General features: G+C 65.3%; 14 protein-coding genes. 7 read left to right on the top strand and 7 right to left on the bottom strand.

Features of this window, described 5'->3' with window-relative positions; all coding sequences use genetic code 11:
• Window positions 1-104 precede the first annotated feature (104 nt).
• From VAE54_RS10890 to VAE54_RS10860, 7 genes are all read right to left on the bottom strand, one after another.
• The gene (locus VAE54_RS10890) at window positions 105-509 is read right to left on the bottom strand and encodes a hypothetical protein (RefSeq protein ID WP_322801989.1); all 405 of its coding nucleotides are present in this window, start codon (window positions 507-509) and stop codon (window positions 105-107) included.
• Window positions 510-1,216: 707 nt separating this feature from the next.
• On the bottom strand, window positions 1,217-1,480 hold the full coding sequence (locus VAE54_RS10885) for a hypothetical protein (protein ID WP_322801988.1): 264 nt from the start codon (window positions 1,478-1,480) through the stop codon (window positions 1,217-1,219).
• 48 nt (window positions 1,481-1,528) lie between these two features.
• Complete coding sequence (gene phnE / locus VAE54_RS10880) at window positions 1,529-2,341, bottom strand: phosphonate ABC transporter, permease protein PhnE (protein WP_322801987.1); 813 nt, start codon at window positions 2,339-2,341, stop codon at window positions 1,529-1,531.
• Window position 2,342: 1 nt separating this feature from the next.
• Window positions 2,343-3,158: a phosphonate ABC transporter ATP-binding protein gene (locus tag VAE54_RS10875; protein WP_322801986.1), complete on the bottom strand. Its 816-nt coding sequence runs from the start codon at window positions 3,156-3,158 to the stop codon at window positions 2,343-2,345.
• A gap of 12 nt (window positions 3,159-3,170) precedes the next feature.
• Window positions 3,171-4,166: a phosphate/phosphite/phosphonate ABC transporter substrate-binding protein gene (locus tag VAE54_RS10870; protein ID WP_322801985.1), complete on the bottom strand. Its 996-nt coding sequence runs from the start codon at window positions 4,164-4,166 to the stop codon at window positions 3,171-3,173.
• A gap of 292 nt (window positions 4,167-4,458) precedes the next feature.
• Window positions 4,459-6,606 carry an alpha-amylase/4-alpha-glucanotransferase domain-containing protein gene (locus VAE54_RS10865; RefSeq protein WP_322801984.1) on the bottom strand — a complete coding sequence of 716 codons (2,148 nt, stop codon included), beginning with the start codon at window positions 6,604-6,606 and terminating at the stop codon, window positions 4,459-4,461.
• Between the two features lie 302 nt (window positions 6,607-6,908).
• Window positions 6,909-8,411 (bottom strand): leucyl aminopeptidase, encoded by a 1,503-nt coding sequence (locus VAE54_RS10860; RefSeq protein ID WP_322801983.1) that lies wholly within the window; start codon window positions 8,409-8,411, stop codon window positions 6,909-6,911.
• 371 nt (window positions 8,412-8,782) lie between these two features.
• Here VAE54_RS10860 and VAE54_RS10855 point away from each other — a divergent pair, with 371 nt between their 5' ends.
• From VAE54_RS10855 to VAE54_RS10825, 7 genes are all read left to right on the top strand, one after another.
• Window positions 8,783-9,223: a carbon monoxide dehydrogenase subunit G gene (locus VAE54_RS10855; protein ID WP_322801982.1), complete on the top strand. Its 441-nt coding sequence runs from the start codon at window positions 8,783-8,785 to the stop codon at window positions 9,221-9,223.
• A 90-nt stretch (window positions 9,224-9,313) separates the two neighbouring features.
• Complete coding sequence (locus tag VAE54_RS10850; RefSeq protein ID WP_322801981.1) at window positions 9,314-9,790, top strand: (2Fe-2S)-binding protein; 477 nt, start codon at window positions 9,314-9,316, stop codon at window positions 9,788-9,790.
• A gap of 55 nt (window positions 9,791-9,845) precedes the next feature.
• Window positions 9,846-12,200, top strand: a complete 2,355-nt coding sequence (locus VAE54_RS10845) for a xanthine dehydrogenase family protein molybdopterin-binding subunit (RefSeq protein ID WP_322801980.1) — start codon at window positions 9,846-9,848, stop codon at window positions 12,198-12,200.
• A gap of 67 nt (window positions 12,201-12,267) precedes the next feature.
• Entirely contained in the window at window positions 12,268-13,128 is an 861-nt protein-coding gene (locus VAE54_RS10840) for a xanthine dehydrogenase family protein subunit M (protein ID WP_322801979.1), read from the top strand.
• Window positions 13,129-13,451: 323 nt separating this feature from the next.
• Window positions 13,452-14,342 (top strand): AAA family ATPase, encoded by an 891-nt coding sequence (locus VAE54_RS10835; RefSeq protein WP_416223798.1) that lies wholly within the window; start codon window positions 13,452-13,454, stop codon window positions 14,340-14,342.
• 28 nt (window positions 14,343-14,370) lie between these two features.
• Entirely contained in the window at window positions 14,371-15,588 is a 1,218-nt protein-coding gene (locus VAE54_RS10830; RefSeq protein ID WP_322801977.1) for a VWA domain-containing protein, read from the top strand.
• Window positions 15,589-15,609: 21 nt separating this feature from the next.
• Window positions 15,610-16,062, top strand: a 453-nt coding sequence (locus tag VAE54_RS10825) for a Uma2 family endonuclease (RefSeq protein WP_322801976.1), incomplete at its 3' end; no start/stop codon positions are given.

The following is a 16,062-nucleotide window of genomic DNA, read 5'->3' as shown; positions in this document are numbered from 1 at the left end:
GCGCAGGCCGCCTTCAGCGGCCCACACCCCACGAAAACCCATCCCCCCTTCCAGGGACCCCCCAAACGATGGAAAGCCGGGGCAGCGTCCCACAAAGGGAGACCTTACACCTTCAACCGGTAAACCCCCCGTCGGACCCGCTGGAACAGATCCTGGTTCTTGCGGAAGATCAGGGTCAAGCGGGCCCGCTGCATCTGGGGATCCCTTCCCGGAACCTGAAGCCCCCGATCCAACAGCGCCCGGCGGATCTCCTCGAGCTCCATGCCCTGGGGCGCCGCTTTCAGCACCTCCACAATGGTATTCACCAGCTCCCGGGTGCGGCGACGCCGAGGCATCGCGGTCTGTCGGAACAAACCGATCAGCCCCTCGCCCAGCGCTGGATACTTCTCGATGAGCTCCGCGATGTCCTCCAGCAACCGCAACTGGGCCTGGATATACTCTCGCCGCTGCTCTACATCGGCCAGCTGAGAACGCAGCAGGCTGATTCGGCCCTCTAAAATCTCTTTCATGGGAGACCTCCTATTGCAAATGAGATGATCACTGGAATTTTTAGCGCCTCAGAGGCCCGATCCAGCCCCCAACGGATTTTCCCCTCCCCGTATCCCTTGCATCCCGCGAAGAGAAGGGAGGCAGATGGTATACCAGCGGGCACCCCCGAGAGCGCGCCCATCCGCATCCCTATGCGCAGGGATCCTTCGGCCCTCCCGGCCCCTACAAGACCCCCCATCGTCCGACGATCGCTACGATGATCGTCACCGGAAAGGGAGCAAAGCACCGTTCTATTTTGTTCAAAGCCGCGTAGATAAACTGTATCGCAAAATTCAAAGGAAGTCAAATCCCATTGTGAGCATATCACGATCTCCGAACCGACGGTGGATCTCTTCCCTTTGCTCACCCTGGCTTTAGCCGATCGGACAGCTCATTGGAAGATCATCGGACGAAACGAATGGATAAAACCGGTGGAAGAAAGGAGGGAACCGTCGCTTCCCAAGATCCCAAACCTTATTCGCTCATCAACGTTTGCGCCTTCCTCGCCCGGTTGACTTCATCGCCCGTTCGGACGGAATAGATACCGGCTTATCGATGAGAAGGAGCGAGAAGGGGAACCTTAAGACCCTGTCTGTACACGCATCGTCGAAAACAAACCCCTAAGATGGCTGGGTATTATGTTTTAAGGGAATCAATCTGGCGCTCGAGCGATCCGCAGCGGCTGTTCTTATTCCGCTTCCGCCATGGAGCTCTCCGATCGGCGCGCCGCGTGTTCGGACACCTGCTGCCCTTTGGGGCGATCCCCATGGCGGGCGGAGGCCCGGCCTTTGGGGTGTAGACATGGTCGAAGCGATGGGCTGGCCACCTCAAACGGCCCGGGGCCGGTCTGCGAGCGCGGATCAAGGGCAGGAGCGGTGAATGGGGGAGGCGTTGCGGGGGAGGAAGGGAAGAGGGTGGGGCGCTGCGGGAACAGGGCGAGCCGGATCGCCACCGCCCCACCCTCCAGAAACGCGACAGGCGATCAGGGGCACCTTCCCGCTCACGGGCGGAGCAGATAACGCCGTCGAATCCAGGCGCTCAGCGCATCCATGCCGATCACCAGGAGGAGCACCGCGAGGAGCACGGTGGTCAGGCGGGCATACGCCATGGTGCCCAGATACGCCTGCATGTAAAACCCAATGCCCCCAGCGCCCACCAGGCCCAGGAGGGTGGAGGCCCGCACGTTGTATTCCAGCATGAACAGCAGCTGGCTGAGGATGGCGTTGGCGCTCTCCGGCCAGAGGACGAAGCGGATCAGATGGCGGCGCTTCGCCCCCACCCCCCGCATGGCCTCGAGGATCTCCGGATCGATCGCTTCGAAAAGCTCCGCGTAGAGCTTGGCCAGATAGCCCACGGTGTAAAAGGCCAGAGCCAGGGTTCCGGCCAGAGGCCCCAGCCCCACCAGGATGACCATCAACACGGCCCACAGCAGCGAAGGCACTGTTCGAAGGGCGGCGACCACGAGGCGAACCACGGCCACCACACCCGCCGGGAACAGGGTCCGGGATCCCAGCACGCCCAGGGGGAACGAAAGGAGAAACCCCAGCAGAGTCCCCGCGAACGCCATCTGAAGGGTCTCCAGGAGGGCGCCGGCAATGGTGGGCAGGACCCGGACATCGGGGGGGAACATCTCCTGAGCGAAGCGGACCAGATTGACCCCTCCCCGCATCCAACGCTCCGCCTCGAAAAACCCCATCCCATTCAGCAGCCAGGCCAGCAGCGCCACCAGCCCCAGGCTGAACCCCAGCTCCCGCCACCGACGCCATTCCAAACCTGACCACGTTCCATGAACGGCCCCATGCTTCAGGCTCATTTCACTCCTTCCCTTCCATGATCTCCCGGAACAACCCCCAGCTCAGATCCAGAGCCGGGCTTTCGAAAACCACCTGCCCCTCTTTCAGGATCACCACGTGATCTGCGAACTCCTGAACCAGCTGGATTTCATGGAGGTTCAGGATCACCGTCAAGCCCCTTTCCCGGGCCAGGCGGTGCACAAAGGCCAGCACCTGAGCCGCCCGGGGAAGGTCCAGGTCGGAGACGAACTCATCCGCCAGGATCAGCTGGGGATCCTGCATCAGGGCGCGGGCGATGGCGACCCGCTGGCGCTCCCCTCCGCTGAGGCGGAACACTTTCTCTTCCGCTTTATCCGCCAGATCCAGCATCTCGAGCAACGCCATCGCCCGCTCGATCTCGGCGCGAGGGAAAAAGCCCAGGGCCGTCCGCCACCCCGGATGACGGGCCAGGGATCCGAGAAGCACATTCTCCAGCGCCGTCAGGCCCCGCACCAGCCCCAGCTGCTGCGGGATATAACCGATGAGCCGACGCAGCGCGGGCTCCAGCTCCCCCTGCAACGGATGCCCCAGGAGGAAAACCCGGCCCTTTGGGAACGGAAGGAGCCCGGCCATGATCCGCATGAGGGTGGTCTTGCCCGCGCCGGAGGGCCCCATGATTGTCCAGAACCCTCCGGCGGGGACCTGGAGATGCACCCCCTGGAGGATCCACTTCCCCTCCCGGTAAGCAAACCAGAGATCCTCCACAGCGACCGCGATCTCCTCCCGGGCCAAGCGCACAGCCCGGCGCAGGGATGGAACAGCTTGGGTCATCGGCGTCCCCTCGTTTCGATTCTCCATCGTATGCCATCCTCACGGTCGAGGCGTCCGCTCCTCTTCCTCCTCTTCGCCGCCCCCACCCTTACCGATCTCGACGCGCTCTGAGAAGGCGATGTGAGTGCGCCGCAGATATGCCTGCAGCGCGCCCAGATGGGTCTGAGCGTCCGTCTTCTGGAAGCCCACGAAGATCCCGGAGATGAACTGGCGCATCAGGCTCCGGTATTCCGGCGCGCCCAGGCCCATGAGGGCCTCGATCACCTTCGAACGCAGCGGCTCCTGAAGGGCCGGGCTCACCACCACCACATGAGAAGGCAGTGGCCCCTGTCGCTCGAGCACGCGGGTGTTCGCCAGAACCTCCCGATAGAGGGTTTCCGGCACATCGCCGGCGATCACCGTAACATCCACCTGGCCGGCCTTCAGGGCCTCCCAGCACGGGCCGTAGCCGCCCGCGAAAAGCACCTGTCCGAAGAAGGCCTTGGGATCCACTTCCTGCCCTTCCGGAGGCTCCGGCAGCAACCCCAGCTCGATCAGCCGGGCCATCGGCCCGATATAGCCGGAGGTGGAGATCGGGCTGGGGAAGCAGGCCCGCTTGCCTTTCAAATCCGCCAGGGCCGTATACGGGCTATCCTTCGGAACCACCCAATAGGAGTAATAATACGTGGCCTCTGTCTTCTGGGCGTCATGGAGCACCTCCCGGACTTCGGCCAAGACGAGCTGGGCGTTCGCCCGTTCCACGGCCAGAAGCCCCGCGAAGGGCCCCATGAACGCCACGTGGGCTTGGCCAAAGCGGAGCGCCTCCACCACCCCGGCCTGGCTGAGGGGGACATAAATCTCCACATCCACCCCCGGCCCCAGGCGCTGCTCCAGATACCGCTCCAGCGGCCGGGCTTTCTCCTGAACCTCGGCCGCCGTCAGAGTGGGCTGCACCGCGACCACCAGCCGCGTGGAGGGCGCCCGCTGCGGCGCACACGCGGCGCTGAGCCCCAGCAACGCCCCGATCGCCAGTAACCGATAAAGGGAAAGATGCATCGGATTCCTCCCGCGCTAAGATGTCACATCGATCACTGTAGCGATCGGCCGGCTCGCTGTCAATAGAAAAGAGTTAATCGAGAAATTTTCAAGAGAGTTTCTAAATTAAGTAACCGGGTTTAACCGCGGGATGCTCTCCAGGGATGTCCCGGCGGGGGCGCAACGACCGACCGCCCTTATCGAATGGGGGAGGGAAATCCCGGTGGGAGTTTCCCGGAGAGACCGGCAAAGCTCGGAGGTCAACTCCTTGGGGTCGCTGATTCCGGAAGCCAGCGAGAAGAAGGAAGCCCGATCACGCCAGCTCCCATTCCATCTTCACCTCCCAGGTCTCCCCCGGATCCAGGCGGAGGAGCCAGTGAGCCGTCAGGCTGGTTCCTTCGTAGACCCGCTCGAATCCCGCCTCCGAGTTCGCGATCGCCTCCACTGGAAATTGCCACCAGGCGGCCGGCCGGCTGAGACGGATCACCACCCGTCCCCACCATTCGTGGACAATGGCCAGCTGATCGGATTCGGGGAGCTCCTCCAGGGTGGCAAAGGGGCGAAGCTCACCGTCGGGCCACACCGTATAGGCTTTCTCGCTGTCGCCTCCGGACATGCCCCAGTTCACCTCGACGCCGAACCGGGCGTGGAGGGGGGAGAGCCCCATGGGGGTCACCCGATAGACGACCCGGAGGATCGGTTGATCCGAGAGCACCTCGATGGTCTTTTCCAGGCGCACGGGCTTCGGGCCTTCGGGATCCCATAGATGGCCATCGCGGCGGAGGACCAGGCATGGATGGGGCTCGGTCTCTAAGGCGATCAGGGCATAGGGCTGGTGGATGAAATCACCCCATTCGGCATACTGGGCCCGGTAGAAGGCCTCCAGCGCGGTGTCCGGAGCCATCAGATGATCGATCAGTCCCGTCCGCCGATACCAATCCACGATCAGCCGGTGTTCCAGGCCCATCTCCTTCACCCGCACCCGATGGGTGTGAATGCTCTCCAGGCGGCCCTCCTGGCCGGCCAGCACGATCTCCCCTCGGGCCGCAGCCTCCTGGAGGACCCGATGGTAACCTTCCCGATGCCGGGTCATCCCGTTCAGCAGGTTCAGCGCGGCGTCCCGACGATCCCACTCCAGGATCTGCCCTCCCAGGGCCGGGCTGATCAGAAGCCATTGATCCGGCGTCCCGATCACGATCTCCTCCCGGGCATCCCCATCGAAATCCAGTCGTTCCACATACGCCCACGGCCTTTCCCCATAGCGCGTTTCATCGGCGATGGCCTCGGCCGTGATCAGGTGCTGGTAATTCGCCTCACGGATATGGAAGAGATAGATACCTCCGAACACCCCATGCCAGTAGGGACAATTGCACTGGCCCGCCCACACATGCTCAAGGGCTTCCGCCCGCCGGATCGGATCCGGGAGGGCGTGGACCTTCCGGCTGACCCAGAGCATCTTTTTGTGCATCTGGTTGACCTCCGGGTATTTCGCCAGGAAGACCCGCCAGAACCCTCCCCGGATGAACCGGAGGATATCCCACCGGCCTTCCGTCTGCAGCCGATGCTTGAGGTCCGTCAGCTCCGCCGAGACTTCCGGGGGCAGCGCCCACTCGGTCATCTCATCGTAGGAGGCGGTTGGAAGATACAACCGGCCGAGCGGGGGGAAGCGCGCCGCATATTCGCCCGGTGGGATCGAGATCAGCCAGTCCGCGTTTTCCTCGATGGCCGCGAAAAATTCCTCCATCCACCCTCGATCCCAGCAATGGACATCCGTCCCGGGCCACAGGCCGAACTTCTCCCCATCGTCCCCCATCACGGCCACCCGGGGCGGGGCACCAGGAGGCAGCGGCCGCTCCGCTTGCTCCCGCAGCCAGCCGATCACCTCCGGGACGGAGGCCCAGGGGATCGTGTAGCGCAAATGCTTGGAGGTGCCAAAGATCTTCAGGGGATATCCCAGCTCCTCGGTCACGTAATAGCCGAAGAGATCCGCATCCGTTAACCCGATCCACTTGAAGTGGGTATCATCCACAATCGTATACTGAAGGCCCGCGCGCGCCAGGGGAAGGGGCAGGTGCGGCTCCCACACCCGCTCGGCGAGCCAGAAGCCCACCGGCGATACCCCGAAGTCCTCCCGCACCGCCTCGATGTGCTTGCGGATCTGACCCTCTTTATCCTCATCCGGGATCACCGCCAGGATCGGCTCGTAATAGGCCCCGGCCATGATCTCCACCTGGCCCCGCTCCACCAGGCGACGGATCCGGGGGAAGAACTCCGGGCGATGTTCCCGCAGCCAGTCCCGCAACGGCCCAGTGTAATGAAGCGCTACCCGAACCCCAGGATGGCGCTCCAGCGCGGCGATCATCGGCTCGTAAGCCCGGCGATACGCCTCTTCGAAAACCCAGTCGAAGTTCCCCACCGGCTGGTGGTTGTGGAAGGCCAGCGATAGATAGATCTTCCCCATTGGAATCCCCTCAACGAGTTTGATAAAGCGCTTTACTTAAATAGCGTAAAGCGAAACAGGAAGTCTGTCAATCCCACCCAACGCTGCGGGATCCCGGGCACGGGGAGGATGAACCCGGGGGAGGGTCTTTCCGGCCATCGGAGCGCAAGCGCCGCCTCACTCCCTGAGGGGGCGGAGCGTGGCGGGCTCGCTCGCTACAGGAGCGATCCCGCCCACGAAAGCGTCCTCCGAAGGGAGCTCCCAACGGAATAGCGGCGCGCCCCCGGAGGGGGCAAGGCCAGCCCCTTCGTTCCCCATCCCCTTTACGGTCGGGGATCCTCCAGGTAGCGCACCAGCAGGCGCACGCCGTATCCGGTCCCCCCTTTCGGCACGTAGCCCCGCGCCTTCTCCGCCATATCCATCGGCGCGATGTCCAGATGGGCCCAGGGGGCACCCTCCGGAACGAACTGCTTGAGGAACATGGCGGAGGTTCCCAGCCCGCCATAGCGGCCGCCGCTGTTTTTCACATCGGCCACATCGCTCCGGATCCGCTCCAGGTAATCTTCCCATAGGGGCATGCGCCACAGGCGCTCGCCGGTTGCCTCCGCGGCCCGCAGCAACGCCGCCGCCAGCTCATCGTGATCCGAGAAGAGGGCGGCCGCCACATCCTGCCCCAGGGCGATGATGGCGGCCCCCGTCAGGGTCGCCACATCGATGACCGCGCGGGGGTTGTAGCGCGCCGCATACGCCAGGGCATCCGCCAGGATCAGACGGCCCTCCGCATCGGTGTTCACGATCTCGATCGTCTTGCCGTTGAGGGCGCGCAGGATATCCCCGGGCTTATACGCCTTCCCGGAGGGCATGTTCTCGCAGGCGGGCGCCAGGGCCACCACCGGGACGGGGAGCTGAAGGGCGGCGGCGGCCAGGGTGGCGCCCAGCACCGCCGCGGCGCCGGCCATATCCCCCTTCATGGTCAGCATCCCTTCCTCGCTTTTCAGGTTCAGCCCCCCGCTATCGAAGGTGATCCCCTTCCCCACCAGGACGACCGGCCGTTCGAGGCGGCCCTCCGGGGCGTATTCCAGGATGATGAAGCGAGGCGGCTCCTCACTCCCCCGGGAAACCGCGGTCAGCGCGCCCATCCCCAGCGCCGCGATCTGCCGCTCGTCCAGGATCTGGGCACGGACGCCGACCTCGTGGGCCAGGCCGCTCGCCTCCTCGGCCAGACGTCGGGGGGTCATATCCGAGGCAGGCTCGTTCACCCAATCCCGAACCCGGTTCACGAAGCGGGCGAGGATCTCCGCCCGGCGGGCTCCGGCGGCGATGGCTGCCTGCTTGGCCGCATCGAATTCCACCAAGAGAAGGACCTCCGGCCCTTGGCGATCAGCGCTTTCCTTTTTACGCTGGTAGGTGTAAAGGCCCAACAAAGTCCCCTCCACGGTGGCCTGGGCTGCTTCCTCGGGGGAGAGACCGCCGCGGCCGGCCCCGTGGACGACGGTAGCGAGCCGTCGCACCTTCAGCTCGCGGGCCCGCTGAGCGGCGGCCGCCGCGGCATGGCGAACCTTCTCCGCGTTCAAAGATGCCTCCGGTCCCAGCCCCACCAGGATGACCCGGGGGGCGGGGATCCGGCCATCCGTATAGAGCACCAGGGTCTCGCCCAGGCGGCCCCGGAAATCCCCGGCGGCCAGTACCCGGGAGATCCGTCCCTCCAGCGCTCGATCCACCGCCGCGGTGGCCCCGCCAGGGGTGGTGATCCCCTCCAGCAGGTTCACCACCACCGCATCCGCCTCGACCTCCTGGATCGCACCGGTTCGGGTTTCGATCTGCATAGAGACCTCCCGCCGAGAGCGTCTCTGGGAACCTATCGTTGGGGTTATAGCACAACCGGTCCTCCCCGTCCACCCAGGCCATGGCGCCTGCTCCTCCCCAGGATCCAGGAAACCGGAAGCCCGAAGGACGCATCCCCCCTTCCGCCGTGGAAGCGAGCGCCCGCGAGAGGATCCCGCGGCCGGAAGCCATCGGCATAAGCATTCCCCATTGTTCGAAATATCACCAGCTTGTTATTTGTTTCCCAAATCGAGCGAAAACGATGTTTTCTTCATACTCATAGCACGGCTTGGAGGGGAAGTCTTGACAGGAATTCAGGCTGGTGGGTATAATCGAAGTGCCTTCAGTGAATATCCTCTGAGCGAGCGCCCCAATGCGGCTGAAGGGATCCTATCGGTTTAAGGCGGCCGTGGATCGCGTTTGGGGGGCCTTGATGAATCCCCAGGTGATCGCCCGTCTGCTCCCGGGAGTGGAGCGTCTGGAGCCGGTGGGGGATAACATTTATGAGGCCGAAATGCGTCTGGGCATCGGGCCCATCAGCGGCCGCTATAAAGCCCGCATCACCCTCTCGGAGATCGACCCCCCAAACCATTACCGCATCCGGATCCAGGCGCAAGGGCCTCAAGGCACGGTGGATGCCAGTGGCACGATCGATCTCACGGCAGACGACGGGGAGACGATTTTGCATTATGAAGGGGAGGCTGCGGTGACGGGGCTGCTCATGAGCATAGGCGCCCGGCTCCTGGAACCGACGGCCCAGATGCTGGTGAATCAAGGATTGAAGAACCTGGAAGCCCAACTGACCTCCTCGTGAAAGCCTGTATGTATCCCCCCGCCCGGATAGGCGCTGGCCCATCGGGAGAGGCTCACGGGCAGGAACCTTCATTTCAATGAGGAGGGGCCCATGAAAGTTCCGGTGACAGTCACGGTGAACGGCCAGGTTTACCAGCGGGAGGTCGAGCCCCGGATGCTCCTGGTCCACTTCCTCCGGGAGGTCCTGGGGCTGACCGGGACCCACGTGGGGTGTGACACCAGTCAATGCGGCGCCTGCGTGGTCCTGATGGATGGGAAGGCTGTGAAGTCGTGCACGGTGTTCGCGGTCCAGGCAGACGGAGCCCAGATCACCACCATCGAGGGCCTGGCGCGGGACGGCCAGCTCCATCCGCTCCAGGAAGGCTTCTGGGAGATGCACGGCCTCCAGTGCGGTTTCTGCACCCCCGGGATGATCCTCGCTGCTTACGACCTCCTGCAGCGTAACCCCAACCCGACGGATGAGGAGATCCGCCACGCCCTGGAGGGCAACTACTGTCGCTGCACCGGTTATCACAACATCGTCCGGGCGGTGCGCTACGCAGCGGAGAAGCTCCGCGTGCAGGCCTGAGCCCCACAAGGTGTTCCTCGACTTCAAACGCCGGAAAGCCGGAAAGGAGGCGGCGATGGCGACGCGCTATTTCGGTGTGGCGATGAAACGGCGGGAGGATCCGCGCTTCATCACGGGGCGCGGCACCTATGTGGATGACCTTACCCTTCCCGGCCTGGTCTACGCGGCGATGGTGCGCAGCCCGTATGCCCATGCCCGGATCAAAACCATCCATACAGAGAAAGCGCTCCGGCATCCGGGGGTGATCGCCGTGTTCACCGGGAAGGATATGGTGGACAGCGGGGTGAAGTCCCTCCCATGCGGCTGGCTGCTCCCCGGGATGAAGCTGCCCCCGCATTACCCGATGGCCGTGGACAAGGTCCGCCACGTGGGGGAGATCGTGGCGGTGGTGATCGCCCAGGATCGCTACACGGCGGAGGACGCAGCCGAGCTGGTGGAGGTGGAGTATGAGGTGCTCCCGGCGGTGGCCGACGGGGCCAAGGCCCTGCAACCGGGCGCCCCCGCTGTCCATGATGAGGCCCCCGATAACGTCTGCTTCCGCTGGTCCATCGGCGATCGGGAGAAGACCGACGAGGCCTTCCGTCGGGCCCATCGGACAGTGAAGGTGGAGCTGGTCAACCAGCGCCTGATCCCCAACGCCATCGAGCCCCGGGCGGCGATGGCCCAGTATAACCCGGCCACCGATGAATACACCCTCTGGGTCACCAGCCAGAACCCTCATGTCCACCGGCTGCTCATGGCCGCCTTCGTCCTGGGCATTCCAGAACACAAACTCCGGGTGATCTCCCCCGATGTGGGCGGCGGCTTCGGCAGCAAGATCTTCGTCTACCCGGAGGAGACCATCGTCACCTGGGCGGCCAAACAAGTGGGCCGGCCGGTGAAATGGACGGCGCGGCGACGGGAGAGTTTCGTGAGCGACGCCCATGGCCGCGACCACATCACCGAGGCGGAGCTGGCGGTGGATGAGCGGGGGAAGATCCTGGGGATGCGGGTGAAGACCATCGCCAACCTGGGCGCCTATCTTTCCACCTTCGCCCCGGCGATCCCCACTTACCTCTACGGCACCCTGCTCTCCGGCCAGTATGAGATCCCCACCATTTACTGTGAGGTGACCGGGGTCTTCACCCACACCACCCCGGTGGACGCCTACCGAGGGGCCGGGCGGCCGGAGGCCACCTACGTGGTGGAGCGGCTGATGGATCTGATGGCCCGGGAGCTGGGGGAGGACCCCGCGGAGTTCCGGCGGAAGAATTTCATCCCGCCGGACAAATTCCCTTATCAAACCCCGGTGGCCCTCCAGTATGACAGCGGCAACTACGAGGGCGCCCTGAACAAGGCGCTGGAGGCCATCAACTATAAGGAACTGCGCCGGCAGCAGGAGGAGCTCCGCAAGCAGGGCCGCTATATCGGCATCGGCTTCTCCTGCTACATCGAGGCCTGCGGCATCGCCCCCTCTCAGGTCGTGGGTTCCCTGGGCGCCCAGGCCGGCCTCTGGGAGAGCGCCCTGGTCCGGGTGCACCCCACCGGGAAGGTGACCGTTTACACCGGCTCCCACGCCCACGGCCAGGGTCACGAGACCGCCTTCGCGCAGATCGTGGCCGACGAGCTGGGCATCCCCATCGAGGACGTGGAGATCGTCCACGGGGATACGGGGAGCGTTCCCTTCGGGATGGGCACCTACGGCAGCCGCAGCGCCCCGGTGGGGGGCAGCGCCATCGTCCTGAGCCTCCAGAAAATCAAGGAGAAGGCCCGCAAGATCGCCGCGCACCTCCTGGAGGCCGCCGAGGAGGACGTGGTCTTCGAGGACGGGAAGTTCTACGTGAAGGGCGTGCCCGACCGCTTCAAGACCTTCCAGGAGGTGGCCCTCCAGGCCTATCTCGCCCACAACTATCCGCCGGGCCTGGAGCCGGGGCTGGAGGCCTCTTCCTTCTACGATCCCAAGAACTTCACCTTCCCCTTCGGCACCCATATCTGCGTGGTGGAGGTGGATCCGGAGACCGGGAAGGTGAAGATCCTGCGCTACGTGGCGGTGGACGACGCCGGGCGGATCATCAACCCGCTGATCGCCGAGGGGCAGGTCCACGGGGGCATCGCCCAGGGGATCGGCCAGGCGCTGCTGGAGGGGGCGATCTACGATGAGAACGCGCAGCTCCTTTCGGCGTCCCTGCTGGACTACGCCCTCCCGCGGGCCGATGACCTGCCCGCCTTTGAGATCGACCACACCGTGACGCCGTGCCCGCACAACCCGCTGGGGGTGAAGGGCATCGGCGAGACCGGCACCATCGCAGCGACCGCAGCCGCGGTCAATGCGGTGATGGACGCCCTGGCGCCCTTCGGGATCCGCCACATCGACATGCCGCTCACCCCGGAGAAGATCTGGCGGGCGATCCAGGCCGCCCGCGCCGCCTGAACGACACCGGGGGAGGGGCTTTCAGGCCCCTCCCCACCCGCTGACCTGAACCGGAGAGGAGGGGACGATGTATCCGGCGTCCTTTGAATACTACCGGGCGAGCACCCTGCAGGAGGCCCTGAACCTCCTGCGACAACATCCGGAGGCGAAGGTGCTGGCCGGGGGGCACTCCCTGATCCCCTTGATGAAGCTGCGTCTGGCGAGCCCGCCGGCGCTGGTGGACATCGGGCGCGTGGCCGAGCTGAAAGGGATCCGGCGGACCGACGGCACGGTGGTCATCGGGGCATTGACTACCCATCGGGAAGTGGAATTCTCGGAGGAGCTGAAGCAGTGGTGTCCGCTCCTTCCAGAGGTGGCCGCCCACATCGGGGATCCGGCCGTGCGCAATATGGGCACCATCGGCGGGAGCCTCGCCCATGCGGACCCAGCGGCGGATTACCCGGCGGCGATGCTGGCCCTGGGGGCGACGATCAAGGCCGTCGGCCCGAACGGGGAGCGAACGATCGCGGCCGATGATTTCTTCGTGGGGATGCTGACCACGGCCCTCCAGCCCGGCGAGATCCTCACCGAGGTCCACGTGCCGGTTCTGGGCAAAGGCACCGGTTGGGCTTATGAGAAGTTCCCCCACCCGGCCTCCCGATACGCGGTGGTCGGGGTCGCGGCGGTGGTCCGGGTGGAAAACGGCGTCTGCCGGGAGGCCCGGATCGGGATCACCGGCGCGGCCCCCAAAGCCTTCCGGGCCACGAACGTAGAGCAGGCGCTGGTCGGCCGGCGGCTGGACGAGGCAACAGTGCGCGCGGCGACCGAGAACATGGTGAGCCCGGAGGGCCTGCTGAGCGATCCCTTCGCCTCGGCCGCCTATCGGGCCCATCTGTGCGCCGTCCTCACCCGGCGGGCCCTGCTCCGGGCCGCCGGGCGCGCAGCGTAAAGCCCCCGGTCCTCCACCCATCATCGCGGATGGATTCTCCCCGGGGGATGGGGACGCCGATGGTGCCCCCCATCCCCCGGGTTGTTTTCTTTGAGCGGGAAGCCTCACGCCAGGTTCCCCCGGGGCTCTTGGGGCTGGATGGACCACTTATCCTCTGGAAGCCACCAGGGGATCTCGTTCATCCGTGTTAAAATTATTTTGCTTTTGAAAGAGACCATCTGGAGCCGACCCTCCGGATCCCATCCCGGGAGCGCTGAGGGAGAGGCAAGCGATCCCTGCCATCTGTGGAGGCATCGGTGTTCCCCCGCTCCATCGATGAAGTGATGGAGGCCTTGAAGGCGCATCGTTATATCGCCGATCGCGGGCTGGCCACGGCCATCTTCCTGGCCCTGCGCCTGGGCCGCCCCCTCTTCCTGGAGGGCGAGCCCGGCGTCGGCAAAACGGAAGTCGCCAAGGTCCTGGCGGATCTGCTGCAGACCGATCTGATCCGCCTCCAGTGCTACGAAGGGCTGGATGTCCACAGCGCGGTCTACGAGTGGGATTACGCCCGCCAGATCCTCCAGATCCGGATGCTGGAGGCCTCCGGGGAGCGGGATGAGATCCGCATCCGCCAGCAGATCTTCAGCCCGGCCTTCCTGATCAAACGCCCGCTCCTTCAGGCCCTGGAGGCCAAAAACGGCCGCCCCCCGGTGCTCCTCATCGATGAGCTGGATCGGGCTGACGAGGAGTTCGAGGCCTTCCTCCTGGAGCTCCTCTCCGACTGGCAGATCACCATCCCCGAGATCGGGACGGTGCGGGCGGAGCAGCCGCCTGTGGTGGTGATCACCTCCAACCGGACGCGGGAGATCCACGACGCCCTCAAACGGCGCTGCCTCTATTTCTGGATCGATTATCCATCCTTCGAGAAGGAAATCCAGATCGTGCGGGCCCGGATCCCGGACGCCCCCGAGCGCCTGACCCGGCAGATCGTGGCCTTCGTGCAGGAGCTCCGACGCCTGGACCTCTATAAGCTGCCCGGAGTGGCGGAGACCCTGGACTGGACGGCGGCCCTGCTGGCCCTGGATCAGACGGAGCTGGACGCGGCCGTGATCGATGAGACGCTGGGGGTGCTGCTGAAATACCAGGACGATGTGCTCAAGGTGCGCGGGGAGATCGCTCAAGACCTCCTGACGAAGGCCCTCCTGCGAGCCGAAATGCCCTCGGGGGATCATTGAAAGGGATCTTCCTGCGACAGGGATAGAGATGCCAGGCCATTTGCTGGATCATCTGGTCCGCTTCGGGCGCACACTGCGAGCGGCCGGGGTCCCCATCACCCCTGGCCAGATCATGGCCCTGGTGCGGGCGCTGGAATGGATCCCCCTGGGCGATCGGGAGGCCTTTTATCACGCGGCCCGCTGCACCCTGATCTGCCGCCGCGAGGACCTGGAGATCTTCGACCGGATCTTTGAATGGTTCTGGCGCAACCCCCTGATGGGGGGGCAGCTGCCGCCCGGCCTCCTCCCCACGGCCCCCGGGCCGATCCGGCGGCGGGAGAACCGGCCCCGCCCCGCGGAGGTAGGCCACCCCCCATCCGGAGAGCCTCCCGCTGGCAACCCCGAGGCCCCGCCGGTGATCCTGACCGATCGGGCGATGACCTACAGCCCGGTTGAGCTCCTGCGTCGCAAACAATTCGAGCGCTTCTCGGAAGAGGAAATCCAGCTGGCCCGCCGCCTGATGGCCCGCCTGCGCTGGCGGATCTCCGAGCGGGAGACCCGGCGGCTGCGCCCGGGCCCGAAGGGGGAGCGGCTGGATCTCCGGCGGACGGTGCGGCGGAGCATGCGCCACCACGGGGAGTGGGTTCGACTGCTCTGGCGCGCCCGCAAGCACAAGCCCCGACCGCTGGTGGTGCTGTGCGATATCAGCGGCTCCATGGAGCGCTACGCCCGGATGCTTCTCCATTTCCTCCACGCCCTGAGCCACACCCGACGCCACGTGGAGACGTTCGTCTTCGGTACCCGCCTCACCCGCATCACCCGCTGTTTGCGCCATCGGGATCTGGATGAGGCCCTGCGGGAAGTCGGCAAAACCGTGATGGACTGGTCCGGGGGAACCCGCATCGGGGAATGCCTGCACGTGTTCAATCGGGACTGGGCGCGGCGGGTGCTGGGCCGTGGGGCCGTGGTGATGATCATCAGCGACGGGTGGGATCGGGGGGATGTGGAGCTCCTGCAGCGGGAAATGGAAAGGCTCCAGAAATCGTGCTATCGTTTGATCTGGCTGAACCCGCTGCTCGGGATCCCCGGATATCAGCCCCTGACCCGGGGGATGCAGGCCGCCCTACCTTACATTGATGATTTCCTGCCGGTACATAACCTGGCCAGCCTGGAGCAGCTGGCTGCCCATCTGGAACGGCTCCCCGCTCGCCGCTCCGCCCGCCGCTCCGGGCTGGCCCGCTGGATCCCACCGGGGGGACCAGACTGACCCTGATCCCGGGAGGCAGCGATGGCCATTCCACGGGAAACGGAACGCCGGTGGACCGCTGAGGAGCTGCTCGCTCTGGGGGAAGAGGCGCGCTACGAGCTCATCGAGGGGAGGCTGGTCCCCATGAGCCCTACTGGTTCCCTTCACGGCGACCTGGTTGCAGAGCTCACCACGGTCCTGCGGTCGTTCGTCAGGACCCATCGGCTGGGGAGGATCCTGACCGGCGAGGTGGGGTTTGTGTTGCGGCGGGATCCGGACACGGTGCGGGCGGCGGATGTGGCCTTCATCCGCGCCGAACGCCTCCCCCCCGAAGGCCTCCCTACCGGCTTCTTCGAGGGAGCCCCCGACCTGGCCGTGGAGATCCTCTCGCCGTCCGATCGATATACCGAGGTTCTGCGCAAGGTGAGCGAGTGGCTGGAAGCGGGAGTGGCGATGGTGTGGGTGGTGGATCCAGAACGCCGCAAGGTAGCGGTC

It is taken from the genome of Thermoflexus sp. (genome assembly GCF_034432235.1).
In the GTDB taxonomy this organism is placed as follows: Bacteria; Chloroflexota; Anaerolineae; order Thermoflexales; family Thermoflexaceae; genus Thermoflexus.
This window is presented reverse-complemented; position numbering and strand designations above follow the sequence as displayed.

What these genes read in the sequence shown, in the direction of transcription:
- VAE54_RS10875 (WP_322801986.1), bottom strand. Translation starts at nt 3,158, where the DNA reads ATGGAGAATCGAAACGAGGGGACGCCGATGACCCAAGCTGTTCCATCC.
- VAE54_RS10860 (WP_322801983.1), bottom strand. Translation starts at nt 8,411, where the DNA reads ATGCAGATCGAAACCCGAACCGGTGCGATCCAGGAGGTCGAGGCGGAT.
- VAE54_RS10830 (WP_322801977.1), top strand. Translation starts at nt 14,371, where the DNA reads ATGCCAGGCCATTTGCTGGATCATCTGGTCCGCTTCGGGCGCACACTG.
- VAE54_RS10840 (WP_322801979.1), top strand. Translation starts at nt 12,268, where the DNA reads ATGTATCCGGCGTCCTTTGAATACTACCGGGCGAGCACCCTGCAGGAG.
- VAE54_RS10855 (WP_322801982.1), top strand. Translation starts at nt 8,783, where the DNA reads ATGCGGCTGAAGGGATCCTATCGGTTTAAGGCGGCCGTGGATCGCGTT.
- VAE54_RS10850 (WP_322801981.1), top strand. Translation starts at nt 9,314, where the DNA reads ATGAAAGTTCCGGTGACAGTCACGGTGAACGGCCAGGTTTACCAGCGG.
- VAE54_RS10870 (WP_322801985.1), bottom strand. Translation starts at nt 4,166, where the DNA reads ATGCATCTTTCCCTTTATCGGTTACTGGCGATCGGGGCGTTGCTGGGG.
- VAE54_RS10890 (WP_322801989.1), bottom strand. Translation starts at nt 509, where the DNA reads ATGAAAGAGATTTTAGAGGGCCGAATCAGCCTGCTGCGTTCTCAGCTG.
- VAE54_RS10835 (WP_416223798.1), top strand. Translation starts at nt 13,452, where the DNA reads ATGGAGGCCTTGAAGGCGCATCGTTATATCGCCGATCGCGGGCTGGCC.
- VAE54_RS10865 (WP_322801984.1), bottom strand. Translation starts at nt 6,606, where the DNA reads ATGGGGAAGATCTATCTATCGCTGGCCTTCCACAACCACCAGCCGGTG.
- VAE54_RS10845 (WP_322801980.1), top strand. Translation starts at nt 9,846, where the DNA reads ATGGCGACGCGCTATTTCGGTGTGGCGATGAAACGGCGGGAGGATCCG.
- phnE (WP_322801987.1), bottom strand. Translation starts at nt 2,341, where the DNA reads ATGAGCCTGAAGCATGGGGCCGTTCATGGAACGTGGTCAGGTTTGGAA.